The 25,901-nt window shown below is 72.3% G+C and carries 23 protein-coding genes and 1 tRNA gene; 12 read left to right on the top strand and 12 right to left on the bottom strand.

The genetic code is table 11. The annotated features are described in order from the left end of the window. Nucleotides 1-42: 42 nt before the first annotated feature. The 3 genes from msrA to Asi02nite_RS25150 form a co-directional block, all read right to left on the bottom strand. On the bottom strand, nucleotides 43-714 hold the full coding sequence (gene msrA / locus Asi02nite_RS25160; RefSeq protein WP_203716411.1) for a peptide-methionine (S)-S-oxide reductase MsrA: 672 nt from the start codon (nucleotides 712-714) through the stop codon (nucleotides 43-45). A gap of 102 nt (nucleotides 715-816) precedes the next feature. Beyond that, complete coding sequence (locus Asi02nite_RS25155) at nucleotides 817-2,061, bottom strand: glycoside hydrolase family 16 protein (protein ID WP_239127051.1); 1,245 nt, start codon at nucleotides 2,059-2,061, stop codon at nucleotides 817-819. Between the two features lie 130 nt (nucleotides 2,062-2,191). Then, nucleotides 2,192-3,868 (bottom strand): substrate-binding domain-containing protein, encoded by a 1,677-nt coding sequence (locus Asi02nite_RS25150; protein ID WP_203716378.1) that lies wholly within the window; start codon nucleotides 3,866-3,868, stop codon nucleotides 2,192-2,194. Between the two features lie 488 nt (nucleotides 3,869-4,356). Between Asi02nite_RS25150 and Asi02nite_RS25145 the strand changes: the two genes are divergently transcribed. Then, nucleotides 4,357-4,881: a GNAT family N-acetyltransferase gene (locus Asi02nite_RS25145; protein WP_203716377.1), complete on the top strand. Its 525-nt coding sequence runs from the start codon at nucleotides 4,357-4,359 to the stop codon at nucleotides 4,879-4,881. Nucleotides 4,882-5,067: 186 nt separating this feature from the next. Here the strand turns inward: Asi02nite_RS25145 and Asi02nite_RS25140 are convergent, their stop codons facing one another. Then, nucleotides 5,068-5,346: a hypothetical protein gene (locus tag Asi02nite_RS25140; RefSeq protein WP_203716376.1), complete on the bottom strand. Its 279-nt coding sequence runs from the start codon at nucleotides 5,344-5,346 to the stop codon at nucleotides 5,068-5,070. A 182-nt stretch (nucleotides 5,347-5,528) separates the two neighbouring features. Between Asi02nite_RS25140 and Asi02nite_RS25135 the strand changes: the two genes are divergently transcribed. Beyond that, a complete protein-coding gene (locus tag Asi02nite_RS25135; RefSeq protein WP_203716375.1) occupies nucleotides 5,529-7,244 on the top strand; it encodes an aminotransferase class V-fold PLP-dependent enzyme in 1,716 nt (571 codons plus the stop codon). Nucleotides 7,245-7,321: 77 nt separating this feature from the next. After that, the gene (locus tag Asi02nite_RS25130) at nucleotides 7,322-8,281 is read left to right on the top strand and encodes a S1C family serine protease (protein WP_203716374.1); all 960 of its coding nucleotides are present in this window, start codon (nucleotides 7,322-7,324) and stop codon (nucleotides 8,279-8,281) included. Nucleotides 8,282-8,561: 280 nt separating this feature from the next. On the opposite strand, the gene Asi02nite_RS25125 is transcribed toward Asi02nite_RS25130, so the two are convergent. From Asi02nite_RS25125 to Asi02nite_RS25115, 3 genes are all read right to left on the bottom strand, one after another. Beyond that, nucleotides 8,562-10,295 (bottom strand): collagen-binding domain-containing protein, encoded by a 1,734-nt coding sequence (locus Asi02nite_RS25125; RefSeq protein ID WP_203716373.1) that lies wholly within the window; start codon nucleotides 10,293-10,295, stop codon nucleotides 8,562-8,564. A 125-nt stretch (nucleotides 10,296-10,420) separates the two neighbouring features. Continuing rightward, nucleotides 10,421-11,791, bottom strand: coding sequence for a cystathionine beta-synthase (locus tag Asi02nite_RS25120; protein ID WP_203716372.1), 1,371 nt, complete (start codon nucleotides 11,789-11,791; stop codon nucleotides 10,421-10,423). 66 nt (nucleotides 11,792-11,857) lie between these two features. Next, nucleotides 11,858-12,214 (bottom strand): YkvA family protein, encoded by a 357-nt coding sequence (locus Asi02nite_RS25115; protein WP_203716371.1) that lies wholly within the window; start codon nucleotides 12,212-12,214, stop codon nucleotides 11,858-11,860. 147 nt (nucleotides 12,215-12,361) lie between these two features. Between Asi02nite_RS25115 and Asi02nite_RS25110 the strand changes: the two genes are divergently transcribed. The 3 genes from Asi02nite_RS25110 to Asi02nite_RS25100 all read left to right on the top strand — a co-directional run bounded on the left by Asi02nite_RS25110 (nucleotide 12,362) and on the right by Asi02nite_RS25100 (nucleotide 15,581). Further along, a complete protein-coding gene (locus Asi02nite_RS25110; RefSeq protein ID WP_203716370.1) occupies nucleotides 12,362-13,465 on the top strand; it encodes an SGNH/GDSL hydrolase family protein in 1,104 nt (367 codons plus the stop codon). Further along, nucleotides 13,462-14,256 carry an SGNH/GDSL hydrolase family protein gene (locus Asi02nite_RS25105; RefSeq protein WP_203716369.1) on the top strand — a complete coding sequence of 265 codons (795 nt, stop codon included), beginning with the start codon at nucleotides 13,462-13,464 and terminating at the stop codon, nucleotides 14,254-14,256. Before Asi02nite_RS25110 ends, Asi02nite_RS25105 begins: the two co-directional genes overlap by 4 nt. Nucleotides 14,257-14,318: 62 nt before the next feature. Next, entirely contained in the window at nucleotides 14,319-15,581 is a 1,263-nt protein-coding gene (locus Asi02nite_RS25100) for an acetyl-CoA C-acetyltransferase (protein WP_203716368.1), read from the top strand. Between the two features lie 638 nt (nucleotides 15,582-16,219). On the opposite strand, the gene Asi02nite_RS25095 is transcribed toward Asi02nite_RS25100, so the two are convergent. Further along, entirely contained in the window at nucleotides 16,220-16,951 is a 732-nt protein-coding gene (locus Asi02nite_RS25095) for an ABC transporter substrate-binding protein (RefSeq protein WP_203716367.1), read from the bottom strand. A gap of 361 nt (nucleotides 16,952-17,312) precedes the next feature. Then, nucleotides 17,313-19,151, bottom strand: a complete 1,839-nt coding sequence (locus Asi02nite_RS25090) for a hypothetical protein (RefSeq protein WP_203716366.1) — start codon at nucleotides 19,149-19,151, stop codon at nucleotides 17,313-17,315. A gap of 113 nt (nucleotides 19,152-19,264) precedes the next feature. Between Asi02nite_RS25090 and Asi02nite_RS25085 the strand changes: the two genes are divergently transcribed. Then, nucleotides 19,265-19,345: transfer RNA gene (locus Asi02nite_RS25085), tRNA-Leu, on the top strand. Nucleotides 19,346-19,359: 14 nt separating this feature from the next. Here Asi02nite_RS25085 and Asi02nite_RS25080 read toward each other — a convergent pair. The 3 genes from Asi02nite_RS25080 to Asi02nite_RS25070 are packed head-to-tail and all read right to left on the bottom strand — an operon-like array spanning nucleotide 19,360 to nucleotide 22,310. Continuing rightward, a complete protein-coding gene (locus tag Asi02nite_RS25080; protein ID WP_203716365.1) occupies nucleotides 19,360-20,487 on the bottom strand; it encodes an acyl-CoA dehydrogenase family protein in 1,128 nt (375 codons plus the stop codon). Between the two features lies 1 nt (nucleotide 20,488). Further along, nucleotides 20,489-21,310: a GNAT family N-acetyltransferase gene (locus tag Asi02nite_RS25075; protein WP_203716364.1), complete on the bottom strand. Its 822-nt coding sequence runs from the start codon at nucleotides 21,308-21,310 to the stop codon at nucleotides 20,489-20,491. Between the two features lie 55 nt (nucleotides 21,311-21,365). After that, nucleotides 21,366-22,310, bottom strand: a complete 945-nt coding sequence (locus Asi02nite_RS25070) for an RNA polymerase sigma factor (protein WP_203716363.1) — start codon at nucleotides 22,308-22,310, stop codon at nucleotides 21,366-21,368. 108 nt (nucleotides 22,311-22,418) lie between these two features. On the opposite strand from Asi02nite_RS25070, the gene Asi02nite_RS25065 reads away from it, so the two are divergent. The 5 genes from Asi02nite_RS25065 (at nucleotide 22,419) to Asi02nite_RS25045 (ending at nucleotide 25,777) form a co-directional block, all read left to right on the top strand. Then, the gene (locus Asi02nite_RS25065) at nucleotides 22,419-23,195 is read left to right on the top strand and encodes a Bax inhibitor-1/YccA family protein (protein WP_203716410.1); all 777 of its coding nucleotides are present in this window, start codon (nucleotides 22,419-22,421) and stop codon (nucleotides 23,193-23,195) included. A 90-nt stretch (nucleotides 23,196-23,285) separates the two neighbouring features. Further along, nucleotides 23,286-24,047 carry a Bax inhibitor-1/YccA family protein gene (locus Asi02nite_RS25060; protein ID WP_203716362.1) on the top strand — a complete coding sequence of 254 codons (762 nt, stop codon included), beginning with the start codon at nucleotides 23,286-23,288 and terminating at the stop codon, nucleotides 24,045-24,047. A gap of 10 nt (nucleotides 24,048-24,057) precedes the next feature. Continuing rightward, complete coding sequence (locus Asi02nite_RS25055; protein ID WP_203716361.1) at nucleotides 24,058-24,381, top strand: hypothetical protein; 324 nt, start codon at nucleotides 24,058-24,060, stop codon at nucleotides 24,379-24,381. A gap of 65 nt (nucleotides 24,382-24,446) precedes the next feature. Continuing rightward, complete coding sequence (locus Asi02nite_RS25050) at nucleotides 24,447-24,779, top strand: PadR family transcriptional regulator (protein WP_203716360.1); 333 nt, start codon at nucleotides 24,447-24,449, stop codon at nucleotides 24,777-24,779. Next, a complete protein-coding gene (locus Asi02nite_RS25045) occupies nucleotides 24,776-25,777 on the top strand; it encodes a DUF1700 domain-containing protein (protein ID WP_203716359.1) in 1,002 nt (333 codons plus the stop codon). The genes Asi02nite_RS25050 and Asi02nite_RS25045 overlap by 4 nt, the downstream gene beginning before the upstream one ends. The last annotated feature ends 124 nt before the right edge of the window (nucleotides 25,778-25,901 follow it).

Below are 25,901 nucleotides of genomic sequence, written 5' to 3'. Positions count from 1 at the left end.
ATCCTGCGGGCCGGCCCGTCGACACGCTCGTAGTTTTCGCGCTCAACGCGCCTGGCGCGCATTCTTGGCCACGCCGACCGGGCAGGTCATGCCGTTCGGGCCGTGGTTGCAGTAGCCGTAAGGATTCTTCGCGTCCGAGAGGTACTGCTGGTGGTAGTCCTCCGCGTAGTAGAAATCGCTCAGCTTCGCGACCTCTGTCGTGATCTCGCCGCGGCCCGTCGCACGGACGATCGGGGCGAACGACTCGCGCGAGGACTCCGCCGCCACCCGCTGCTCGTCCGTCGTCACATAGATCGTCGAGCGGTACTGCGTGCCCACGTCGTTGCCCTGGCGCATCCCTTGCGTCGGGTCGTGGTTCTCCCAGAAGACCTTGAGCAGGTCCTCGTAGTCGATCCGCGCCGGGTCGTAGACCACCTGGACCACCTCCGCGTGGCCCGTGCCTCCCGAGCAGACCTCCTCGTACGTGGGATTACGAGTCTGGCCACCCGCGTAGCCGGCCGCCGTCGAGATCACCCCCGGCAGCGTCCAGAACAGCCGTTCCGCGCCCCAGAAACAGCCCATGCCAAAGACGGCTACCCGCGCGCCCGACGGCCACGGCCCGGTCATCGGCGTGCCCAGCACCACGTGCCGGTCGGCCACCGGCATGCGCAGCGGGCGGCCCGGCAGCGCCGCGCCCGGGGCGGGCAGGTCCGACTTCATTCGACGCAGGAACACGGTGGACTCCTCTCGCTCCGCCATGTGTAACACCGCAGAACGAAGGGGCCCACCCAGGACGGAAATGGGCCCCTTCGTCCGAAGCGGTCGGGCGGGCAGCGATCAGCTGCGCGACCACTTCTGGTTGGCACCGCCGGTGCAGTCCCAGATCTGCAACCTGGTGCCGTTGGCCGAACTGTTGCCCGTGGCGTCCATGCACTTGTTGGACTGCGGGTTGACGATGTCGTTGGCGCCTGTGAAGGTCCAGCGTTGCGCCCCGCTGCCGTTGCAGTCCCAGAGCTGCAGCTTCGCGCCGTTGGCCGTCGAACCCGACGGCACGTCGAGGCACTTGCCCAGCGCGCGGACCGAACCGTCGGCGGCCCAGGTCCACTGTTGCGCACCCGTGCCGTTGCAGTCCCAGAGCTGCACCGCGGTGCCGTTGGCCGGGTTGGCGCCCGAGACGTCGACGCACTTGCCGCCGACGCCCGTGATCCGGTTGCCACCGGTCGGCGGCGGCGGGTTGGTGCCACCCGGCGGCGCGTACGCCCGCACGTAGTCGACGGTCATCGACTGCGGGAAGGTGGTCGAGCCGTCCGGATAGCCGGGCCAGTAGCCACCGACCGCCACGTTCATGATCATGAAGAAGTTGTGGTCGAAGACCCAGCGGTCACCACCAAGATCGGCAGGTGTACGGCGCTGGTACTCGTTGCCGTCCACGTACCAGATGATCAGGTTGGGCGACCAGTCGACGGCGAAGGTGTGGAACGCGTCCGCGAACGCCCCGCCGATCGTGTAGGCGGCGCCGATGCCCTCGCCACCCGAGTAGCCGGGGCCGTGGATCGTGCCGTGCACGATGTTCGGCTCGCGGCCGATGTTCTCCATGATGTCGATCTCGCCGCTGGTCGGCCAGTTGACCGGGGCGCCGAGCATCCAGAACGCCGGCCAGATGCCCTGCCCGCGCGGCACCTTCAACCGGGCCTCGAACCGCCCGTACGTGCGGCTGAAGGTGGCCGCGGTCAGCAGCCGGGCCGACGTGTACTGGCAGGTGCCGTAGTGGCACTGGTAGTTGGCCGGGTTCTCGCGGCGCGCGGTGATGACCAGGTTGCCGGCGCCGTCCATCGAGGCGTTGCGGGTGCTGTTGGTGTAGTACTGCTGCTCGTTGTTGCCCCAGCCGCTGCCGCCGATGTCGAAGCGCCACTTCGACTGGTCGACGGCACTGCCGGCGGGCCCGTTGAACTCGTCGGACCAGACCAGTGGCCCGGGTGGTGGTGCCGCGCTGGCCGGGCTGGCGGCCAGCGGGATGGTCAGCGCGGTGGCCACCAGCATGGCGCTCGCCGCGGCTGCGATCAAAGTGCGGGGACGGCGCACGACGATCACCTCTTCAGGCATGAGATAGAGACGGACGTAACTATCTGGAAACCTGTCAGATAGACGAACGTCGTGTCAAGAGAGCGCTCTCAGCCAGAACGGAAAATTTCGGCCCCGGACCCCGAGAGGATCAGCCGTGCAGGCCGCCCGCCGCGACGTGGATGAACACCGCCGACACCTCGCTGGCCGTCGCCAGCGTGTCGACGTACCCCTGCGCCGGCTCCAGCGCCTTCTCGAGCTCCGCCGACGAGCCCTTGGTCGCCTCGGCGTCACCGAACACGACGACGCTCAGGCTCACCGGCCGCTCCTCGTCGGCAAGCGCCGCGAGCTGCGCGGTCAGGCCCGGCAGGGTGAGCTTCGAGCCGGCGTCCTGGTTGCGGCCGTCGGTGAAGATCAACACCCGGTTGGGTACGTCCTTGCGGGCGTTGTCCTGCGCGCTCTTGTAGGCGGCGAGGATCGTCTCGTACAACTTCGTGCCGTTGGAATGGGTCTTGAGCCCGTCGCACACCTCGGCCGTGGCCTTGCGATGCGACGCCGTCAGCGACTCCGCCGGCAGCAGCTCGCGGTGGTCGCGCGGCGGGTCGAGCTGCGCGCCGAACTCCCAGACGCCCAGCCGGCTGTCGTCGGGCAGCAGGTTCTCCAGTTGCGCGCAGCCTTCGGCGACGAGCCGGATCAGCGACTGGTCGGAGCCCGGCGCCGGGTCGTCCATCGAGCCCGACACGTCGACCACGACGAGCAGGTCGGTCTGCCGATCCTCGGCGTACCAGGTGGCCAGCACGTGGTCGACGTGGTGCGCGCCGAGGTACGGCATCTGCTTGCCGGCCAGCGCCGGCAGTTGCTCGGCGCCCGGCGGCGGCTCGTCGGGCTCGTCGGAGCGGGGGGTGCGCAGGCCGGCGGCGGCGATCGCGGCCGAACCGTCCTGCGTGGCCAGCGCGTCGAGCAGCCGGCCCAGCGCCGCGGCCCGGCCCTCGTCGGCCAGCGCGGCATTGGTCGGGAACCAGGTGTAGCGCAGCGACACCCGCCAGTCCGTGCCCGCCAGCACCGCGCCGTCCGGGCCGAGCTTGCTCAGCTGCGGCACCAGGGCGTACTCGGCGACCAGGCCGACCTCGCCGGGCTTCTCCGGCAGCGCGAGCGCACCGCCGCGCACGGTGCGGGTCTTGGTGTACGCCCGGGACAGCACCTGGGCCGAGGCGTCCATGCCCTGGCCCTCCCAGATCGTCTCGGCCATCGAGCCCGCGCCGACCATGCCGTCGCCGGAGGTGCCGGGCTCGCGCACGGCCAGCCGTACCCCCGGATCGGTGTCCAGGAGATTGGCCAGGGCGAGCCAGGAGTCGCCGGCGGCGCGCAGCTTCGTCGCCGTCGGCGCGTCGGTGACCATGTAGATGGGGCTGTCGGCGACCACGGTGCCGGCGCCGCCCACGCCGATCGTGTTCTCGGGGCCGAGCCGCGCCAGGTCGAGATCGGGCGCGGTGCCGACCCACGAGGTGTCGTCGGGGATCCACAGGTCGGCGCTCGTCTGCCGGACCGTGTCGGGCGCGGCGCGGCCGTCGGCCACCACGATGTCCATCCGGACGCACTCGTCGGCCTTGGCGAGGTCGGGCGCCAGGGCCGCGAGCACCGGGGCGAACGACGAGGCGGCCACCACCTTGATCTTCTGGCCGCAGGCCGCGCGGCCGGGAGCCAGCGCCGACCAGCCGTCGCCGCGGACCACCACGATGCCGGCCGCGACCAGAGCGGGCAGGCCGAGCAGGAGGAAGGCGAACACGGCCGGCCGGGCGACCCCACGGCGGGCCGCGTGCTTACCCATCACGTCGTGCGTTCCCCCCTCGACGCCGACCGATCCGTCCCCCGCGAACCGGTCAGATCCGCCGTCAACCCGCCGTTGCCCAGAAATTTCGATCTCTGTGTTGCCGCCAAAGTGGCATATGACCCAGAAAAAACCGTTGCTCGGCACCTCTTCGCGTGGATAGCGTGGCCGTACACGGGAAAGGAGGTGGTCCAGCTTTGTATAGCACTGGGACTCGTGAGGTGGCTGCCCGCTAGCCGCTGTCCTTGACAGTTTCCGTTCGTCGAGACCGTGTGGCAGCGGCGCGGCGAAACTCAAGCAGCCACCCGACCCCCGAGGTGCCGGCCATAGTCCAGCCGGCCCGTGCTCACGCACGGCCATCCCTCGGGGGTCGAACCCTATTCGGGGTCATTCCAGGGGTTTATCCCGGCCCGCAAAGGCGACCCATCCGGACGACCAACTTCGATCCGATCAGACAATCGGCTGACAGCCGTTATGGAGCCATTTCCGTGACGCTCTCGCTACGTCCCGCACAGGCCGCGGACATCGACGCGATTGGCACCTTGCACTACGACTCCCGGATTGCCGCCTATCGAGACTTCGTGCCGATTGCCGGGCTCCAGGCGCTCTCCCCGGAAATGCTGTCCGCCTGGTGGCGAGAACGATTCACCTATGAGGCGGAGACGCACCGGCTGACGGTCGCGGAGGTCGACGGGCGGACGGTCGGCTTCAGCTACGTCGGCCCCGAGGAGGAGCACACCGCCGGGGTCGGCCAGCTGTACGCGATCCATCTCGACCCGGCGACGCAGGGGCGTGGCTTCGGGCGGGCGCTGATGACCGACGCCCTGGCCGCGATGCGCGACCAGGGCTGTGGCAGTGCGGTGCTCTGGGTGCTCGACGGCAACGCGCACGCCCGGCGCTTCTACGAGCGGGGCGGCTGGCGGCCCGACGGCCGGGAGCGCGAGGAGTTGATGGGTGCGGCGCCCACCCGCCAGCTTCGCTATGCGCGGGGCTGGCTGGGCGAGAGTGCGTGACCGAGATATGCGGGGGAACCGATTGGTCACGCACCCTCGCCCGCCGTACCCAACCGTTGCCCGGTGATGCCTGGCCGGAGGCATCGTGACCGGCGGAGGCTAGCCGGTCCGGACCGCGGGTGGGTGTTTGCGGGATTGCCGCTGTGCTGGCGGAGCACGCGACGGTCACCGCGGGTGCGGAGGTCTTCAGTTGAACGACAGGGCGGCGCGCACGCTGTTGAGGTCGTGCCGGGCCGTCCAGCCTTCACGCCATGACCGGCGGGAGGCCGCCAGGGCGTGCTCGGCGACGCGCCGGGAGTGACAGGGCCAGGCCCCGCCGCACCCGTCGCAGCCACCGTCACTGCGGGGTCGTGCGTGCCGCCCGAGAATCTCCCGGGCGTCTTGCCAGAGGAGCCGGTCGACAACGTCTTCCGGCGCGGTTTCGCGGCCCGAACTGGCCCGCACGGTATGGTCGACGCTGACCATCGGTCCCCCTCGTTCGCGGCGGCCCGCCGGCCGCCGTACGCATATGGAACCGTCTCGTGGTCGCCCGCAATCGGACAGTCTGTGCGACTTCCCGGAATAATCCGCTTTGAGGCCCTTCACAGCCTGGCGTTAGATGCGCGACAACCCACCGGTAACCCGTAAACGGCTCACATAATTGCGCCATGACCAGCGCAGAGGCGCCGCTGCTGCGGCTGATCCGCGAGAGCGTGATCGGCGACGACCAGGTGATGTGGGGCCCGTACGGGCCGCGCCGGGTGACCTACGCGGACTACACGGCCTCGGGACGCTCCCTCGGCTTCGTGGAGGACTTCATCCGCGCCGAGGTGCTCCCCCGCTACGCCAACACGCACACGGAGTCGTCCGGCACCGGCCGGCAGACCACCCGGCTGCGCGAGGACGCCCGCGCGGTGATCCGGGACGCGGTCGGCGGCGACGACGACACCGTGGTGATCTTCGCGGGCTCCGGCGCCACGGGCGCGATCGACAAGCTGGTCCGGATCCTCGGCATCCGGATCCCGGCAGAGCTCGACGACGTGTACGGGTTCCGCGAGATGATCCCCGCCGACCAGCGGCCGGTGATCTTCATCGGGCCCTACGAGCACCACTCCAACGAGCTCCCCTGGCGCGAGTCGATCGCCGACGTCGTGGTCGTCCCGGAGGACGCCGACGGCCACGTCGACCAGGAAACCCTGGCCACGGAGCTCGCGCGGTACGCCGACCGCCCGCTCAAGATCGGCTCGTTCTCGGCGGCCTCCAACGTCACCGGGATCATCACCGACGTCGCCGCGATCTCCGCGCTGCTGCGCGCGCACGGCGCCCTCGCCTGCTGGGACTTCGCCGCCGCCGGCCCGTACGTCGACATCGACATAGCCGGCAAGGACGCGATCTTCCTCTCCCCGCACAAGTTCGTCGGCGGTCCCGGCACGCCGGGCGTGCTGGTGATCCGCCGGCACCTGCTGCGCAACCGGGTGCCCACCGTGCCCGGCGGCGGCACCGTCGACTACGTCAACGCGACCGAGCACCACTACCTGAGCGACCCCGCGCACCGCGAGGAGGGCGGCACGCCGGCGATCGTCGAGTCGATCCGCGCGGGCATGGTCTTCAAGCTCAAGCGGGCTGTCGGCACCGACCTGATCCGCGCGCAGGAGGAGCGCTTCCGCCGCGTCGCGATGGAGGCCTGGGCGGCGAACCCGGCGATCGAGGTGCTCGGCAACCCGCGCGCCGACCGGCTCTCCATCCTTTCCTTCGTCGTCCGCCGGCCCGGCGACCGCTACCTGCACCACAACTTCGTCGTGGCGCTGCTCAACGACCTGTTCGGCATCCAGTCCCGGGGTGGCTGCTCGTGCGCCGGGCCGTACGGGCATCGGCTGCTCGGCATCGACCTCGACCACTCGCACCGGTTCGAGCGGGAGGTGGTGGCGGGCGGCTGCGAGGGGATCAAGCCCGGCTGGGTACGGGTCAGCTTCAACTACTTCCTGACCGACGCCGTCTGCCGTTACATCGTGGACGCGGTCGACCTGATCGCCCGGGAGGGCTGGAAGCTGCTGCCCGACTACCGGTTCGACCCCTACTCGGGGCTGTGGCGGCACCACCGCGGGCCGGCCGAGCCGGCGCTGCGGCTGACCGGGCTGACCTTCGACGGCGGCGGGGTCCGCTGGGCGGACGCGGCGCCCGCCGAACGCGCGCCCGAGGAGGCGCTGCGCGGCTATCTGGAGCAGGCCAGGACGATCTTCCAGGGGTACGACGGCAGCGGGTCGGCCGAAGGCGACGGCGGGCATGCCGTTTCGCCCGGTTTTGAGGCGTTGCGCTGGTTCGACCTGCCGGCGGTCTGCCTGGAGCCGGTGGCGCCCGTGTCGCCGGTCGCGCCGGCCGCTTGATCGACCCCGCCCGTTCGCTCTGAGCGAATCTCGCCGTTCCGCGGCATTCGCGCTGGCCACGGCGTGTTGTGGGAGGCGTGGATACCGAACGGACCGAACCAGAGCGCGACGAGGCTGCCGCGCTCGACGCGTACTCGCGGGTCGTCACGACGGTGGCCGCACAGATCCTGCCCAGCGTGGCCGCGGTCTCGGTGCGTACGAGCCGCGGCGCCGGCGCGGGATCGGCGGTGACCTTCACCGACGACGGATTCCTGCTCACCAGCGCCCACGTGGTCGAGGGCGCGTCCGGCGGCACGGCCACCTTCGGCGACGGGGCCGAGGCCGGCTTCGACGTCGTCGGCCGGGACCCGCTCTCCGACCTCGCCGTGCTCCGGGTACGCAACCCGGGCGCCCGCCCGGCCCCCCTCGGCGACGCCGACCAGCTCAAGATCGGGCAGCTCGTCGTGGCCGTCGGCAACCCGATGGGCCTCGCCGGCTCGGTCACCGCGGGCGTGGTCTCGGGCCTCGGCCGGTCGCTGCCGGCCCGGGAGGGTCGCGCGATCCGCCTCATCGACGACGTCATCCAGACCGACGCGGCGCTCAACCCCGGCAACTCCGGCGGCGCACTGGTCAACTCCGCCGGCCAGGTGATCGGGGTCAACACCGCGGTCGCCGGGTACGGGCTCGGCCTCGCCGTGCCCATCAACCGCAACACACGGCAGATCATCGGCGACCTGATCCAGGACGGCCGGGTACGCCGCGCCTGGCTCGGCGTCGCCGGCGTGCCCGTGCCGCTGCCGCCGCAGGTGGCGGCCCGCACGGGCCAGCGCACGGGCCTGCGGGTCGTTGAGGTGGTGCCGGGCAGCCCGGCCGGCGTGGCCGGGATCTACCTGGGCGACATCCTGCTGACGGCGGGCGGCCAGCAGATCCAGAGCGTCCAGTCGCTGCAGCGCCTGATGCTGGGCCCAGCAATCGGCAACCGCCTCCCGGTCACCCTCCTACGCCGCAACGCCTTCGTCGACGTGGTCGCGGTCCCCGCGGAGCTGAGCACCCGGTAGAGCCCGTCCGGGGGCCCGTGGGGCCGTGCGCCCCGGCGAGGTCCCGGGACGGGGGTGGTGGCGGGGTGGGTCGGATACTGGTGTCGTGTCGACCCACCCCTGCCGGCGGGCGGTCGCCACCCGAGCCGGGCGGCCCCACCCTCCCCCGGTCCCGGTTTGCCATGTCCGACCCGCCTCGGCGGGCGGGTCGATCGCCATCCGGACCGGGCGGGCCTGCCCCGGACGTGGTCGAGCCGGCTCCCCCTGCCGAAGGGAGCCGGCTCGGCCGGTGCGGTGCGGGTCAGAGTGCGTGGCGGCGCTTGCGGCGCCGGCCCAGCAGGAGCAGTGCGGTGCTGACGACCAGGATGGACAGGCCGGCGATGAGCAGCCGGACGTTGGACGGGCGGTTGAGCGCCTCGCCGCCCTCGGCGGCGCCCTGGCCCGGCAGCGGGCCGTAGTTGGCGACCACCGCGGGCTCGGTGCTGCCCGACGGCGTGGCCGCGGGACTCGCCGAGGTGCTCGCCGCCGCGCTCGCCGAGATCGACGGATCCGCGGACGGGAAGAACGGCAGGTCGCCGCCGTCACCCGCCGGCTCGCCACCGACGGCCGGGTCGTCACCCGCCGCCGGCTGCTCGCCTGCCGCAGGGTCCCCACCGGCGGGGTCACCAGCCGCCGGGTCACCGCCGGACGGGTCACCGCCGGACGGATTGCCGCCAGCAGGGTTGCCGCCCGCGGGTTCGCCCCCCGCCGGCTCGCCGCCGGCCGGCTGCCCGGCGTCACCCGGCTGCGCGGCCGTGTCACCCGGCTGCGCCGGCGCGGACCCCGGCTGCCCCGAGGTCGTGCCGCCCGCCGGCCGGCTGGGCTCCGCCGCCACCGGCGCCGAGGCCGACGGTGCGCCCGGCAGGTAGTGCGGCTCGCTCGGCCACGTCCACGGGAACTTGCTGTCCAGCGGCTCCGGCTCCTCGCCCGCCGGCGAGGCCGTCGGCCGCGCCGCGGCCGGGCGTGACGCGGGCGCGCTCGCAGGGGTCACCACCGTCGACGCGGCCGCCGCCGGCAGCGTCCGGGCCGGGCCGCTCGCCGCCGGCATCGGGTCGGCCGCACCGCACCGCAGCGTGGTGTTGAAGGCCAGGTCGTGCGTCTCGCCCCCGTTGGTCGCCGCGCTGCCGTGGGTGTACCTGCGCACCACCAGGTTGCCCTCGTTGTTGGCGGTGTTGACGTCGGTGAACGCCGCCTTCGGCGCGTAGATGGTGCCCTCCGCGGTGTCGGCACCGACCTGGGTGAGGGACGTGGCGTTCGGGAAGTTCATCAGGATGAACGGCGCCTGGTTGTCGCTGATCCCGGCGAAGTTCGCGGTGCGCCACTCGTACGCGGCCGCGGTGTCCACGTTGACCAGCAGCGGCGTCGCGGCGCTGGGCTGCGTGTTGAACGTCAGGTCGGACAGGTTGTTGAACTCCGCGCCGGTCAGGTTGAGCACGTTGGTCTGGTTGGGCGTCAGCGACACGTACGCCTTGGTGTCCGGTGTGCTGATCGGCCGCGCCAACTCCCCGCCGCCCGAGTTTCGCAGCGTCACCGTCTCGGTGCACGTGCCGAACCGCTCCGAGCGCTCCCGGAACGTGGCGAACACGCCGGCGAAGTCGATGGCGTCCTGTGCCGCCAGGCTGGCCTTGCGTTTGTTGCCCGGCAGCGCGCGCGGCGGGTCTTCGGCCCGGATGACACCGTCGGCGTCGAGCACCTTGGCGTCGACGACCGGCGGCGCCCCGATCAGCGCCCGCCCGCCGATCACCAGCGGGCTGTCGCCGGCGCCGACGCGTACGTTCCGCTCGGAAGCGATCCGATAGGCGGAGCCGAAGGTCAGGTCACCGCCGACCGCCAGCGGACCTTCGCTCTCGGTGGCGGTCAGCGTGGCATCGCCCTCGACGAGCACGAGGAAACCGAGGCCGCCCTCGACCGGGTTCACCGGCCCGGTCGCGGCCGCCGGCGTCAACATCCACAGCGATGCGCCGGCCGCGACGGCTCCCACCGCCGTCGCGGCCATCCATCGAGCTTTCCTGGCCATGCGAAAACCGCCCCCCGAAGCGAATAAACCTCCAAGAGGTAGTATTCACCTGGAATGGGACAGAGTTCGCGTTTTGCCCTAACTGCCTTAAACCGGAGAAATGTTCAGCGCGCGCCGAGGTGCGCGAGCAGGTCCTGCCGCGTGATCACGCCCTTGGGCTTGCCGTCGATCAGCACCAGCGCCGCGTCCGACGTCTCCATCAGCGCGACCGCCTCGCTCACCGGCTGGCCACCGCCGATCATCGGCAGCGGGGCGTGCATGTGCTTCTCGACCATGTCGTGCAGGTGCGCCTGTCCGGTGAACAGCGCGTCGAGCAGCTCCTTCTCGACGATCGAGCCGGCCACCTCGCCGGTCACCACGGGCGGCTCCGCCTTGAGGACGGGCACCTGGGAAACGCCGTACTCCCGCATGCGGTCGATCGCCTCGCGGACCGGATCGGTCGGGTGCACGTGCACGAGCTCGGGCATCTCGCCACCCTTGCCGGCGAGCACGTGCGCCACGGTGGGCTCGGCGCCGCCGGTGGTCAGGAAGCCGTACCGGGCCATCCAGTCGTCGTTGAAGATCTTCGACAGGTAGCCACGGCCGCCGTCGGGCAGCAGCACGACGATCACGTCGTCGGGGCCGGCGCGGTGCGCCACCTCGAGCGCGGCCGCGACGGCCATGCCGCACGAGCCGCCGACCAGCAGGCCCTCCTCGCGGGCCAGCCGCCGGGTGATGTCGAACGAGGTCTTGTCGGACACCTCGACGATCTCGTCGCAGATCGAGCGGTCGTAGGTCTCGGGCCAGAAGTCCTCGCCGACGCCCTCGACCAGGTACGGCCGGCCGGTGCCGCCGGAGTAGACGGAGCCCTCCGGGTCAGCGCCGATCACCCGCACTGAACCAGCTGAGGCCTCCTTGAGGTAGCGCCCGACGCCGGAGATCGTGCCGCCGGTGCCGACGCCCGCCACGAAGTGCGTCACCCGGCCACCGGTCTGCTCCCAGACCTCGGGACCCGTCGTCTCGTAGTGCGAGCGCGGGTTCTCCTGGTTCGCGTACTGGTTGGGCTTCCAGGCACCCGGGATCTCGCGGGCGAGCCGGTCGGAGACGTTGTAGTAGGACCGCGGGTCCTCGGGCGCGACGGCGGTCGGGCAGACCACCACCTCGGCGCCGTACGCCCGCAGCACGTTGCGCTTGTCCTCGCTGACCTTGTCGGGGCAGACGAAGACGCAGCGGTAGCCCTTGAGCTGGGCGACGAGCGCCAGCCCGACGCCGGTGTTGCCGCTGGTGGGCTCGACGATCGTGCCACCGGCCTGGAGCAGGCCGGCCTTCTCGGCCGCCTCGACCATCCGTACCGCGATGCGGTCCTTGACCGAGCCGCCCGGGTTGAAATATTCGACCTTGGCCAGCACCGTCGCGTCGATGCCGGCGGCGACGTTGCGCAGCCGGACGAGCGGCGTGTTACCGATGAGGTCGACGACGTTGTCGTAGTAGCGCACGGCGTTGTGCCCTTCTGGGTCCAGCCCCGCCGGGTCGGCGGGTCGATCCCAGCCTACGTGCGCAGGTCAGGGAAGCACGGTGCCGGGTATCACGCCCTTCTGGCGGGCCTCCCAGGCCAGGAAGCGCTCGGTCTCCGCCAGCACGGCGCCCGCGAGCCAGGTCGCCGCGACCACGTCGTCGACCAGCCCGAAAATCGCCAGGAACGCCTCGGGTACGAAGTCGAGCGGGGAGATCACGTAGATCGTCGCGGCCGTCATCATGGCCAGCCGCAGCCCACCGTCGTACTCGCCGCTCGCTGTTGCCTTGATCATCCGGGGCAGGGCCGCGAGCCGCGTGCCCAGCCCGGGGCCGCCGCGGGCGCCGGCGGTGAGGGCCCGGCCCAGAGCGGCGAACGCCGCGGTGCGCTTCAACGTCTTCGCCATCGCGTATCGACCTCCTCCGCACCATGATGCCCAGAACGCGCCACCCCCAATCGCCGCGAGGTTTCGGCCCTCCGGAGCGGGGAGCACCTTTTCGAGCGTGACGGCGTTAGCCTCGTAGCCGAAACATCACACATGGGGGGCACGCCAATGGGGGCAGCCGAGGCAGCGGCCTGGCGCACCGCCGCCCGGACGGTCGCGCGGTTCACGGCCGTCGGCGCGGGGGTCACGGCGTTCGGAGCGGTGGCCGGCGCCGCGCTCATCGTCGGTCAGGCCGAGCAGGCCCGTCGGCGCATCCCGCAGGCGCAGGAGCCACCGCCACGCGGTGACGGTGTCTACGGCACCCGCTACCCCGGCAGGCCGATCGAGATGGTCGTGGTCGGTGACTCGTCCGCCGCCGGCTACGGCGTGCACAAGCCCCGCGAGACCCCCGGCGCCCTGCTCGCGACCGGCGTCTCCCGCCGCCTGCAGCGGCCCGTCCGGCTGCACCGCCACGCCGTCGTCGGCGCGCTCTCGGCGGGCCTGCCGCACCAGGTCGAGGCCGCGCTAGAGCGCACGCCGCACCCCGACCTGGCCGTGATCATCATCGGCGGCAACGACGTCACGCACCGCACGAGCACCCACATCGCGGTGCGCCACCTGGTCAACGCCGTCCGCAAGTTCCGCGCCGCGGGCGCCCGGGTCGTCGTCGGCACCTGTCCCGACCTCGGCACGATCCAGCCGATCCAGCCGCCGCTGCGCTGGCTCGCCGGCCGCTGGAGCCGCCAACTCGCCGCCGCGCAGACCGTGGCCAGCGTCGAGGCGGGCGCCTCGACGGTCTCCCTCGGCGACCTGCTCGGCCCCCGGTTCGCGGCCGAGCCCGCGCGGATGTTCAGCCTCGACCGGTTCCACCCGTCCGCCGAGGGCTACGCGCTGGCCGCCGCGGCGATGCTGCCCACCGTGCTGGCCGCACTCGGCGCGCCCGAGGAGCGGGTCGCGCTGCGCGCCGGCGAGGGCGTGCGGTCGCTGCCGCAGGCCGCGCAGGAGGCCGCCCGCCAGCCCGGCACCGAGGTCAGCGGCACCCAGGTCGCAGGCCGCGACCGTGGCCCCGCGGGCCGTTGGGCCCAGCTCCGCCGTCGCCCGGCCGCGTGGTTCAACCCCGGCCCGGGTGGCGCTCGTCGCCTGTTCGGGAACCTCCGCGGAGCCGCGCCGACGTTACCCTTGGAGCCGGCCCGCGACGACGCGGAGCCGTCCACGGTGGAGGAGTTGGCATGACGTCTCGCGGTCTCGTCGGCCGGATTGGCCGCACGGCCGCGATGACCCTGTTCGCCGGCACGCTCGCGAGCGCGGCCCTGCTGGCCGGCGAGTTCGTCGCCGCCCGCAACCGGCGCTACGCGCAGCCGCAGCTCGGGCTCGCGCTGCGCACCGCGGTCGGCCGCGAGGGCGCCCCCGAGCTGCGGATGGTGCTGCTCGGCGACTCCACATCGCTCGGTGTCGGCGTCGACGACGTCGACGACACGGTCGGCGGCCAGCTCGCCCGCCTCCTGGCCGAGGACGCCGGGCTGCGGGTGCGGCTGTCCTCGGTCGGCGTCTCCGGTTCGCGGTCGACGGACCTGGCCACCCAGGTGGCCCGCGCACTGCTCGGCGAGCGGCCCGACCTGGCCGTGATCCTGATCGGCGCCAACGACGCGACCGCGCTGCGCCGCCCCGGCGAGTCGGCGGCCTACCTGGCGGCCGCGGTCCGCCGGCTGCGCGACGCGGGGGTCGAGGTGGTCGTGGGCACGTGCCCCGACCTTGGCGCGGCCCGGGCGATCGAGCAGCCGCTACGGGAGATCGCGGGCTGGTGGGGCCGGCAGACGGCGGCCGCCCAGGGCCGGGCGGTCCGGGCCGCCGGCGGCGCCGTGGTCGACCTGGCCGCCGAGACCGGCGCGGTCTTCCGCGCCGACGCGGGCACGCTCTGCTTCGACGGCTTCCACCCGTCCGCCGACGGCTACCGGGTGTGGGCACACGCGCTGCTACCGGCCGTTTCGTCACTCGCGGGGCTGGGGCGCTCACCGGCGTCGTAACACACCGGAGATTGAGACCAATCGCATTCTCACGTGCGGTTCACGTCGGGTTAACGTTTGTTATGGCCATCCAGTCGGACCGCGACGCCGTCATCGTCGCCACCGCTCGCTCGCCCATCGGTCGGGCTGTCAAGGGTTCGCTGCGGGAGCTGCGGGCCGACGACCTGACGACCACGATCGTCCGGGCCGCGCTCGACAAGGTCCCCGAACTGGACCCGACCACGATCGACGACCTCTACCTCGGCTGCGGCCTGCCCGGCGGCGAGCAGGGCTTCAACATGGCGCGCGTGGTCGCCACCATGCTCGACCTCGACGGCCTGCCCGGCGCCACGATCACGCGCTACTGCTCGTCGTCGCTGCAGACCACGCGGATGGCGTTCCACGCGATCCGCGCGGGCGAGGGCGACGTGTTCATCTCGGCCGGCGTCGAGTGCGTGTCGCGGTTCGCCCGCGGCTCGTCGGACTCGCTCCCGCCGGAGGTGCAGGAGCAGGTCGGCGGCCGCTGGGAGAACCCGCGCTTCGCCCCGGCCCGGTCGCGCTCTGTCGCGCGGGCGGCCGGCGGCGCCGACGTCTGGCACGACCCGCGCGGCGACGGCCTGCTCCCCGACATCTACCTGGCGATGGGCCAGACCGCGGAAAACCTGGCACAGGTCAAGGGCGTGAGCCGCGAGGAGATGGACGAGTTCGGCGTACGCAGCCAGAACCTCGCCGAGAAGGCCATCGCCGACGGCTTCTGGGCCCGCGAGATCACCCCGGTGACCACCCCGAGCGGCACGGTGGTCTCCCAGGACGACGGCCCCCGCGCGGGCGTGACGGTCGAGGGCGTGGCGGGCCTGAAGCCGGTGTTCCGCCCGGACGGCCGCATCACGGCGGGCAACTGCTGCCCCCTCAACGACGGCGCGGCAGCGGTCATCGTGATGAGCGCGGGCCGCGCCCGCGATTTGGGCATCACCCCCCTGGCCCGCATCGTCTCGACGGGCGTGACGGCACTCTCCCCCGAGATCATGGGCCTGGGCCCGGTGGGCGCGTCACTGCAGGCATTGAAGCGGGCCGGCATGACGATGGCCGACGTCGACCTGGTCGAGATCAACGAAGCGTTCGCGGCGCAGGTGATCCCGTCCTACCAGGACCTGGACATCCCGATCGAAAAGCTCAACGTGATGGGCGGCGCGATCGCGGTCGGCCACCCGTTCGGCATGACGGGCGCCCGCATCACCGGCACCCTGATCAACTCGCTGGACTGGAACGACAAGACCATCGGCTTGGAAACGATGTGCGTCGGCGGCGGGCAAGGGATGGCCATGGTCTTGGAGCGGTTGAGCTAAGCGACGATTTGGCGGGCTCGGGTTCGCGGTGGGGGCGACCGTCGCTCCCGCCAGGCACCGCTCCGCTTCGCTCCGCTGCCAGGTCCGCGCTGGGCCGCGCTCACCCCACATCGGACCCGGCCCGGTGCCGGGTCCGATCGGCCGCGTCGCTGGCCATCTCCGAGGCAACGCCGCAGGCAGGACGGACCCGACCGCGCCTCGGCTCTGATCCGCCACGTCGTTGGCCGGCCCAAGGCAACGCCGCAGGCGGGACGAATCCGACCGCGCCCCATACCGAGCCTGATCCAGCACATCGTCGGCTGGCGCCAAGGCAACGCCGGCAGTAGGACGGATCGGGCCTGGCCCCGTGTCGGGTCTGATCGGACGCGACGCTGGCCGATCCCGAGGCAACGCCGCACGCAGGACGGATCCAATCGGGCCCCCGGGCCAGGACCGATCCGGCACGTCGCTGGCCGATCCCAAGGCAACGCCACAGACGGGACGGATCCAACCGGGCCCCGGACCGGGTCTGATCCGGCACCTCGCTGGCTGACGCCGAGCCAACGCCGGCGGTGGGACGGATCCGACGTGGCCCTCTGTCGGGTCTGATCGGGCGCGTCGTTGGCCGGTGCCTACGGAACGTAGGTGATGGGTCGGCGTCAGGCCGCGCGGGCGATGTGGTTCGGCGGTGGGGTCGGGACCGCGGTGGGGTGGAGGATCGCGGCCATGGCCTCGACGCCGTCGATCAGGCGGCGGCCCGGGCGGACGACGAGGGCGTCCGCGTCGATCGCCCAGATCGGCGTGCCCGGGAAGAGCGGCGCGAGGGCCGTCGCCTGGGCGGTCGCGCCCGCGAGGTCGTAGCCGCAGGGAGCCACGACGACCACGTCCGGTTTCGCCTGCTGGAAGGTTGACCACGTGGTCGGAGTCGAGCGGGCCCCGGGGTGGGCCGCCACGGCGGTGCCGCCGGCGGCCGTCACGAGGTCGGGGATCCAATGGCCCGGGCCGAAGGGTGGGTCGGTCCACTCGATCACCGCTACCCGCGGGCGGGGGCGACCGGCCACCGCCGCCTCGACCGCCGCGAGTCGATCGTCGAGAGCGCGCACCAGCGTCGCGGCCGCGTCGGGCGCGCCCGCACGGGTGCCGACCAGCGTGATCGAGTCGAGCACCTCACCCAGGGTGTGCGGGTCCAGGGTGACGACGTCCGCGCGGCACCCCAGGTGGTCCAAGGCGTCCGCGACGCGACCCGACGGCAGCGCGCATACCCGGCACAGGTCCTGCGTCAGGATCAGGTCGGGCCGCAGGTCCGCCAACGCGTCGGCATGCAGCGTGTAGAGATCCGCCCCGGACGCCGCCGCCGAGCGGACGTAGGCGTCGATCTCCGCCGGGGTCATGCGCCGCGTGTCGCGCCCACCGACCACGACCGCCGGGCCGAGGGCCGGCGCGGTCGGAACCGGGGCCGCCGGAGCCGATGCCGGGCCGGTCACGGTCGAGGCCGGCGCCGTCGGGACCGAGGCCGCCGGGAGCGACGCCGGAGCGGTTAAGGCCGAGGCCAGCGCCGTCGGAGCCGAGGCCGCCGGGAGCGACGCCGGTGCGGTTGAAAGCGAGGGCGGCGCGGTCGGCACGAGGCCCGCGGCCGCCGGAGGCGACGACGGTGGGATCGTGCACTCGAAGGTCACGCCGACCAGGTCGGGGCCCAGGCCGAGGGCGTAGACGATCTCCGTGGCCGATGGGAGGAGCGAGACGATGCGCAGGTCAGCCGACCTTCCACGTCGTCACGTCCGCGATGCGCTTGCCTGGACCGAGAAGCTGCTCCAGCGTCGTGCGGAGCGTGGCCTCGTTGACCGTGCCGTCGGCCAGAACTACGCACTCCGCCTTCCAGAAGGCGAAGTCCTCGCGCGCCTGGGCCCGTTGGAAGTCGCCGATGCCCGGCACCACGCCCTCGGTGGCCGCCTGTTTGAAGAGCACCGACGTCGGCTGTGAGTAGGTGCCCATCGACGCCGTGCCGTCGGCGCCGTAGGGCGCGATGAAGAAGCCCTCCGGGATGGCGAACGCCGCGTCCGCCGCCGCCGACCAGCGCATCGGCCATGGCTCCTTCGGGGTCGCCGGTGGCACCGGGATCATCACCCCACCCGGTGAGACGCACTCGCGCCAGTGGCCGCCGCTGATGAACTCCGGGACCGGGGCCCGGTCGACGGCCGGCAGCGGCTTCGGGAACAGCGGCAGCAGGGCGATCGCGACAAGGGCCGGCACCAGGATGCGGCCCGGCTGCCAGTCGAGCTTGCGGGCCGCGTCGATCGCGACCACCAGCACCGTCGCGATCAGTGGGATCAGCGCCAGCGCGAACCGCATCGGCAGCGCGCCGTCGACCACCGGCAGGCCCAGCAGGAGCCGATAGGGTCCCCAGACCGAGGTGCGGACGCCGTCGACGACGATCTGCGGGCCGAGCGAGAGCACCGCCATCACGACTGCCGCGATCGTGCACGCCAGCACCAGCGGGCGGCGAATCAGCCACGCCGCGCAGCCGATCGCCACGAGGATCAGCGGCCAGCCGAGGAACGTGTTGTATTCGGCCGGGCCGGTGCTCAACCGGGCCGCCTCGTCGCGGCCGAACAGCGAGAGCGGCGACACCGTCTTGAAGCTCGCCAGGTCGGCCGAGAAGAAGTGCGGGCTGAACACCCCGTTGGGCACGCTCTGTGGCCCCTTGAACTGGAACCACAGAGGGTACGCCAGGGCCAGCACCGACAGCCCGACCGCGATGCCGAGGCCGGCCGCCGCGCCGCCCAGCACCCGGCGGGCCAACGCCGGCTGCGCACCCGCGTACACCAGGGTCATGATCACCAGGGTCAGCGCGCTGAGGAACAGGACCTCCTCGCCGATGAACACCTGGATCGTCACCGTGACCGCGAGGACGACGCCGAACACGATGATCCGGCGCCAGCCGCGGCGGCCGTCGCGGCCCGCGTTGACCGGGTCCTCCGGATCCGCGGCCCGGACGATCCCGATCACGGCCCAGACCAGCACCGGCACCAGCCACAGCGCCGTCATGTGCAGGTGGCTGTTGTTCTGGGAGATCATGCCAGGCGCGAAACCGCAGAACCCGCCGCCGATCGCCGCCGCCAGCCGGCTGGCCCGCAGGACCCGGCGGAACAGCAGGTAGAACGCGACCGCGGTGCCGCCGAGGGTCAGCGTGGCCAGCAGCGCGAACGTGACCGGCGCGCCGAACAGCAGCGTGACCGGCGAGAACAGGGCGCCCAGCGCGATGACCGTCGTGTTGGCCATCAGGTTGACCCCGTCCGGCGCGTTGAGCCGGTCGGTGAGCAGCGAGAAGTCGCCGTGCAGGATCCGCGAGTCGACGGCCAGGAACCACTCGTAGAGGGTCTGGTCCTCGGGGTTGAGGCCGAGCACTCGGCCGGTCGGCGACGGCCACAGCCCGTGCATGACCCAGCCGGCGATCAGCAGGAGGCCGAGGCAGATCCCCAGGTCGGGCAGGCCCGGACGGATCCGGTCGGCCAACCGGCGTGCGACCCGCCCCGAGGCCGGTGGCGGGTCGGCGGGGTCGGCCTGCTGCGCGGCACGGGCAGTGCTGGTCACGCGCTAGACCCTAGTATGCGAAGTGACGGCGGAGGTGCCGCCTCCACGGTAGCCGGCCACCGGTTACCGTGACAGGCGGTCACCGTCCCACAAACGTTGATCGTCAGGAACATGCCCGGATGGTGAAATGGCAGACACGGCTGCCTTAAAAGCGGCTGCCGAAAGGCGTGCGGGTTCGAGTCCCGCTCCGGGCACCGGCCACTGAGGATCAGACGAGCAAGGCGTTCGGCGGCAGGCCCAGCCGGGTCCGCCCGGCGAGTTCGTAGTGCGCCGCCGACATGTTGGCGTGCTGGGCCGCCGCCATCCCGTCCCGGAAGATCCGCCCGAGCCGGCTCGACCCGTAGAGCGGGTCGGAGCTGCCGGCCTCGTACATCGCGGTCAGCACGGACCGCGCGGTCTCGGCCGCGTACGAGATCGCCCCGCGCAACTCGCCCCGCTGCGCCTCGGTGGTGGCCACACCGGCCCGGTCGAGCTCGGCGGCGCAGGACAGCAGCAGCGCCCGCGCCGCGCCCACCTGTGCGCCGGCCCGGCCGACCGCCGCCTGCAGCCGCGGCTGCTCGGCCAGCGGCACGCCGTCCATCCCGACCTTTCGCCCGGCCAGCGCGGCCACCTCGTCGACCGCCGCCCGCGCCATGCCGAGCAGCACCGCGGCACAACCCGGAAAAACCAGGTGCACCAGCGGTGCGCGGTACGCCGGCCGGTCGATCCGCGGCGTCACGGAGAGCGGGACGACCAGGTCCGCCGGCACCGTCAGGTCCGCGACGACCACAGTGTTGCTGTTGGTGCCCCGCATCCCGACGACCTGCCAGGTGTCGCGCACCGTCACCGCGGAGCGCGGCACCCAGACGATCCGGACATCCGGGCCGGCCGGCGTCATCCGGGGCTGGTCGCCCTCGAACACGATCGCCAGCAGCGCGGCCCAGTCGGCCGACTCGATGCCGCTGACGATCTTCCAGGCGCCGGACAGCCGCCAGTCGGCGCCGTCCGCCACCAACCGGCCCGGCTGGCCGGAGTTCGCGATCAACGCGTCGGCCCCGATCCGGGCGAACCCCGACGGCGGCAGGATGGCCGCGCTGAAGCCCCAGTTCAGGTTCCAGACCACCCAGGCCGTCGGCCCGTCGATCCGCCCTAGCCGCTCGTACAGGTCGAGCACGGACGCGAGCGGCAACTCGAACCCGCCGGTCTCGCGTGGGGCGTTGAGCCGGAACGCGCCGGCGGTACGCAGTTCGTCGAGCAGCCCGGCGGGCATCCGCCGGGTCTCGTCGGCCTCGTCGCGGTACTTCTCGATCGCCGGCCGGAGCAGCTCCGGAAGCTGGTCAGCGGTGATGTCGGACATGTCAACGTTCCCCCGTTGCGTCGTTGTGCCAGATCCAGTTCTGCCGGGCGTACCGGACGCGCAGCCTGGCCCGCTCGAGGTTGGTCAGGGACGGGTTGGTCGCGCCCGCGGCGGGCTTGCCGGTCTCGGCGACCAGCCACCGGCAGCCGGCGGCCCGGGCGGCCTCGGCCCGGACCGCGATCAGCGCCGACTGCGCCCCCAGGTTCCGATGGCCGGGCAGGATCGCCGCGCCGTTCAGGACGGCAACCGGGCCGTCGACGAAGAGATTCCCCACCCCGACCAGGTCGTCGCCGTCCCACACGCCGAAGGGCCGGAAGGCCGGGTTCGCCAGCCCGTCCGTGATCATCTGGTCCAGACCCTCGGTCGGCATGCCGAAGCCGCGGAGCAGGACCAGCGCCCACGCCGCCCGGTCCGCGGGCGAGACGGCGGCGACCCGCAGCGCGGTGCGACCGGTGGCGCGGACCTCGTCCAGCGGCGCCGCCAGCTTCACCCAGGGCGAACCCGAGACCAGGCCGTACGCGGACCTGATCTCCGCCCAGTCAGCAGGCAACGCCGCCGGGGCGATTTGGATCGTGGCCCGCGGCGTCCCCTCGTCCCGGTAGAACCCTACGACCCGGTCGATCAGGTCGCGGGTGACCGGTTCGGTGAAGCCGAACCCGAGTGCCTTGCTCCAGTACCCGGACGGGTCGTGCCGCACGGACAGCACGACCCCGCCCCCGATCCGGGCGGCCGCGGCGCCGAGCGAAGGCGGCGCCGCGGCCTCGTACGCGAACATCGATTCCGCCTCGGCCCCCTCGACCAAGGCGGTCACATCAATCGTCACGTGACCAAGATGGCGGCCCGTGAAGAGAAGTTCGGTCGTGGCAGCGTGGCGCCGGTCACGCGGCGAGGGCGACCTCGGGAGCGGGGCGCGGGGAGTTGTACAGCCAGCACCGCCGCACCAGGCCCTGCTCGACCTGCTGCACCCAGACGGCGCCCGGCGGGCAGTGCTCCGGGTTCTCCGGCGGGTTGACCAGGTCGAGCTCCCAGATGTTCAGGTCCTGGCTCGCCACCACGTTGGTCAGCCGGTGTGCGACACCGGCCGTCAGGTCCGACGCGAGGCCGCGGATCAGGAACCCGTGACCGGTCGCGCGGACGCCGCGCGGCCAGTTCGACTCGACGGTCGGCGACCAGTACTGGGTCAGCGCCGACCCGATCTCACCGCGGTCCGCGGCCGCCAGGGTCTCCTCGGCCTCGCGGCGGCGCGCGGCGGTCAGCGTGGTCACGTCGTCGTGCGCGCCGTCGGCGGTGGCCAGCAGCGCGGCCGCGAGCTTCCGGCGGCCCTCGTTGAGCCGGCTGCGGACCGTGCCGACGGGCACACCGCAGACGTCGGCGATGTCGGCGTAGCTGGTCACCCCGGTGAAGTGCCGCAGCATCAGCACCAGGCGCAACGAGGGCGACAGCTCGCCGAGCGCGTGCCAGACCCAGTCCCGGCCGGCCTGCCGGTCGAGCAGGTCCGCCGGGTCCGGCTCCGTCGAGGGCAGGGCCGCGACGAGCCCGTCCTCCAGCGGTGCGTCGACCGGGCCCCGCAGCCGCATCCGGCAGGCGTTGCGGACCACCATCCGCAGCCAGGCGCCGACGGCGGCCGGATCACGCACGTCCCCGATCCGCCGCAGGGCCACCACCGCCGCTTCCTGGACGGCGTCCTCCGCGTCGGGGGTGTGCCCGAGAATCGCGTACGCGACGGCGAGCTGAGCCGGTCGATGCCGGGTGAGCAGGGTCCCGAGGGAGCCGATGTCGCCGGCCTGTGCCGAGCGGACGAGGTCAGCGTCCGTGAGTGCCATTCGCACCAACGTACGCGGCGGGCGGAGCGCTGCGAATGTGATTCCCCACTTAGCGGCGCCCATCCCTTACCCTTTGAGCACCTAATTCGTCCTCAGGGAGGCGTGACTGTGAAGACGTCCAACCCGGTGCTGGCGGGCCTGGGCCGCGAGGCCGCCCAGCCCGGGTACGCGCAGCCGTACCCGGCGGGTACGGGGGCCTACCCGGCCGCACCGCCCGCCGTACGACCGATGTCGATCGACGACGTCGTTATCAAGACCGTCGCACTGCTCGCGATCGTCGGCGTCGCCGCCACGGCCGCGTGGAACCTGATCCCCGACTCGCTGCTCGGCCCGGCCTGGATCGGTTCCGCGATCGTCGGCCTGGTCCTCGGCCTGGTCATCTCGTTCATGCGCATGGCCAACCCGGCGCTGATCGTCACCTACGCGGTGGTCGAAGGCGTGTTCGTCGGCCTCGTCAGCAAGTTCTTCGAATCGTTCAAAGACGGCATCGTCCTGCAGGCCGTCGTCGCCACGTTCGGCCTGTTCTTCGTGATGGCCGCGCTCTACAAGCTCAAGGTCATCCGGGCCACCCCCAGGTTCGTCAAGTTCATCGTCGCGGCGATGGCCGGCATCTTCGCGATCATCCTGATCAACCTGGTGCTCTCGCTGTTCGGCTTCAGCACCGGGCTGCGCGACAACGGCGCGCTGGGCATCGGCTTCAGCCTGGTCTGCATCGTGATCGCGTCGCTGAGCTTCGTGCTCAGCTTCCACGAGGTCGAAGAGGGCGTCCGGATGGGCCTGCCCGAGCGCTACTCGTGGGTCGCCGCGTTCGGCATCCTGGTCAGCCTGATCTGGCTCTACCTCGAGGTGCTGCGCCTGCTCAGCTTCCTGCAGGGCGACGACTGACCCGATTGACCGCGCGAAGCGCCCCCGACGTCGAGCAGACGCGGGGGCGCTTCCGCTTTAGGCAGATATGGTCGAAGCCGGGGGTACGCCATGCAGAGTTCGAACCCGGTCCTGACCCACCTGGACGACACCGCCCGCACCGAGCGCCAGGTCCTCGGCCAGGCTCCGGTCGACCGCGCGATGACCGTCGACGACGTGGTCGTCCGCACGGTGGCCCTGATCGTGCTGACCGCCGCCGTCGCCGCGGTCGCCTGGTTCACCATCGAGAGCGGCCCGGCGCTGCGCTTCGCCATCATCGGCGGCTCGATCGCCGGCGTCGTGCTGGCCCTCGTGATCAGCTTCCGGCGGATCACCAACCCGGCGGTGATCAGCCTGTACGCGATCCTCCAGGGCGTGCTGCTCGGCGTGGCCAGCCGCGGCTTCGAGGAGTTGTATCCGGGGATCGTCATCCAGGCGGTGGTCGGCACGCTCGGGGTGTTCCTCGGCATGGGTGTGCTCTACCGGGCCCGGATCATCCGGGCCACACCCCGGTTCACCCGCTTCGTGATCGGCGCGCTGATCGGCGTGGTGGTGCTCGGCTTCACCAACCTGATCATCTTCTGGGTCAGCGGCCGGCAGGGCCTGGAGGTCTACACGCAGTCCGGCGAAGTCGGCTGGATCCCGTACGTCTTCGCGGTGATCTGCATCGGCGTCGGCGCGCTGACCTTCATCCTCGATTTCGCCGCCGTGGAGCAGGGCGTCCGCTACGGGCTGCCGCGCCGCTACGCCTGGTACTGCGCGTTCGGCATGCTGGTCGGCCTGATCTTCCTCTACTGGCAGATCCTCCGCCTGCTCAGCTACATCCGGCGATAGGTTGGCGGGCGTGACGGATCAGGATGATCTCGGGCGGGTCGTCGACCTGCTCACCCGGCAGGTCTCGCACTGGCAGGCACCCCGATGGTCGGCACCGGCCGCGGCGGGCGACGGCACCCGGGGCGACGCGGTCCACCGCCTGGTCCAGCGCCTCGCCGACCTGGCCGCCGACGTGGAGGGCCGGGTCCGCCAGGAAGTGCCCCGCCTCGACAACGACACGTCGCTGCCCGACCAACTCCGGGTGGTGGCCGCGGATCTGGTCGCCGCCGGCCCGTCCCCCGAGGTGCTGGTCGCCGCGGCCGGCGACGTCGCCGGCGTCCGGGCCGTCCTCTAGACCTTCGGTAGGCGAACTACCTCGTTCTTGACACTACCTCGCATTGCGAAGTAGCTTCTTCCACCGTGGACACCACCCAGTTGCTCAAGGGGGTGCTCGACCTCGCCGTGCTGGCCGTGCTCAAGGACGAGGACGGTTACGGCTACGACATCCTGCGCCGGCTCCGGACGGCCGGGCTCGAAGAGGTCGGCGACGCCTCCGTCTACGGCACCTTGCGCCGGCTCTTCCAGGCCGGGCTCCTCAACACCTACGTCGTGCCGAGCGAGGAAGGGCCGCACCGCAAGTACTACGGCCTGAACGCCGCCGGTCGCGACCAACTCAACCGCGCCGGCAAGACCTGGCGTGGCTTCGCGTCCACCATGGACGCCCTGCTCGACGAACGGGGGGTGGCGGCGTGAACGTCGCGACTGAGCAGGAGGCTTACCTCGAGGCCGTCAAGCGCGCGCTCGCCGATCTCGACCCGACCACGCGCGAGGAGCTGCTCGAGGACCTGCCCGAGCACCTGGCCGAGGTGGCCGCCGAGGGCGAGGGGTCACTCGCGGAACGGCTCGGGCCGCCCGACGCGTACGCGGCCGAACTGCGCCTGGCCGCCGGGCTCGGGGCGGCGACCACGCCCGCCCGCGGGCTCGACGACCGGATCGCCGTCGCTGTCCGCCGGGTCCGCGGGGCACTCGGCGTCGCCGACCGCAAGGCGGGGCCGGTCCTCGGCTACGGCAAGGCCAGCGAGTTCCTGCGGCTGCTGCTGCCCGCCTGGTGGGTGCTCCGCGGCTACCTGGTGGCGATGGCGATCACCGTGCTGACCACGAGCCAGTTCGGCCTGCTGCCCCGGCTCGGTGGGAGCACGCTGGCCGCGGTGCTGATGCTGACGGTCTGCGTGCTGGCGTCGATCTGGCTGGGCCGCCGCGAAGCCCGGCTGCGGCCGGTGGTGCGGGTCGGCCTCGGCCTGGCCGGCGTGGGCCTGGTGCTGTTCGGCCTGGTCGGCTTCGACAAGGCCGACCAGTACGGCACCGTCTACATCGACCAGACCTACTCCACCAACCAGTACGAGTACGTCCAGGACGTCTACGCGTACGACGAGAACGGCAACCCGCTGTCCAACGTGCGGCTCTTCGACCAGGACGGCAACCCGATCCAACTCGGCGACCCGTACCGCTGCCTGAACGTCGACGACTACCAGGCGAAGGTCGACGCGACCGGTCCCACCTATCCCCACTGCCCGAACCGGCTGCCGTACCTGATCGCGCCGCAGCCCGGCCTGCGCGTGCCCGACCGCGGCGCGGTCGTCACGCCGACGCCGGACGGCCCGACCGAGGCGCCCCCGACGGCGTCTCCCGTGCCGGAACCGAGCGCCACCGCGGCGCCGACCGGCACCCCGGGGGCGACCCCGACCAACTGATCGACCGTCATCGAGGGCGACGTGGCGTGCACCGAGCGCGAAAAGCGAGGTGTATGCCACGTCGCCGTCGTCTTTCGTTCGCCTTGACGGCATGGCAAGGTTTTGACACCGCTACCCGCGGACC

The organism is Asanoa siamensis (assembly GCF_016862555.1).
Classification (GTDB): Bacteria; Actinomycetota; Actinomycetes; order Mycobacteriales; family Micromonosporaceae; genus Asanoa; species Asanoa siamensis.
The sequence above is the reverse complement of the archived record's forward strand: the minus strand, read 5'-3'. Positions and strand labels throughout refer to the sequence as shown.

Bases quoted from the DNA above. Each gene is read 5' to 3' on its own strand.
- Asi02nite_RS25100 (WP_203716368.1), top strand. From the start codon at position 14,319: ATGGCCATCCAGTCGGACCGCGACGCCGTCATCGTCGCCACCGCTCGC.
- Asi02nite_RS25110 (WP_203716370.1), top strand. From the start codon at position 12,362: ATGGGGGCAGCCGAGGCAGCGGCCTGGCGCACCGCCGCCCGGACGGTC.
- Asi02nite_RS25080 (WP_203716365.1), bottom strand. From the start codon at position 20,487: ATGTCCGACATCACCGCTGACCAGCTTCCGGAGCTGCTCCGGCCGGCG.
- Asi02nite_RS25135 (WP_203716375.1), top strand. From the start codon at position 5,529: ATGACCAGCGCAGAGGCGCCGCTGCTGCGGCTGATCCGCGAGAGCGTG.
- Asi02nite_RS25150 (WP_203716378.1), bottom strand. From the start codon at position 3,868: ATGGGTAAGCACGCGGCCCGCCGTGGGGTCGCCCGGCCGGCCGTGTTC.
- Asi02nite_RS25060 (WP_203716362.1), top strand. From the start codon at position 23,286: ATGCAGAGTTCGAACCCGGTCCTGACCCACCTGGACGACACCGCCCGC.
- Asi02nite_RS25125 (WP_203716373.1), bottom strand. From the start codon at position 10,295: ATGGCCGCGACGGCGGTGGGAGCCGTCGCGGCCGGCGCATCGCTGTGG.
- Asi02nite_RS25105 (WP_203716369.1), top strand. From the start codon at position 13,462: ATGACGTCTCGCGGTCTCGTCGGCCGGATTGGCCGCACGGCCGCGATG.
- Asi02nite_RS25070 (WP_203716363.1), bottom strand. From the start codon at position 22,310: ATGGCACTCACGGACGCTGACCTCGTCCGCTCGGCACAGGCCGGCGAC.
- Asi02nite_RS25095 (WP_203716367.1), bottom strand. From the start codon at position 16,951: ATGACCCCGGCGGAGATCGACGCCTACGTCCGCTCGGCGGCGGCGTCC.
- Asi02nite_RS25140 (WP_203716376.1), bottom strand. From the start codon at position 5,346: ATGGTCAGCGTCGACCATACCGTGCGGGCCAGTTCGGGCCGCGAAACC.
- Asi02nite_RS25115 (WP_203716371.1), bottom strand. From the start codon at position 12,214: ATGGCGAAGACGTTGAAGCGCACCGCGGCGTTCGCCGCTCTGGGCCGG.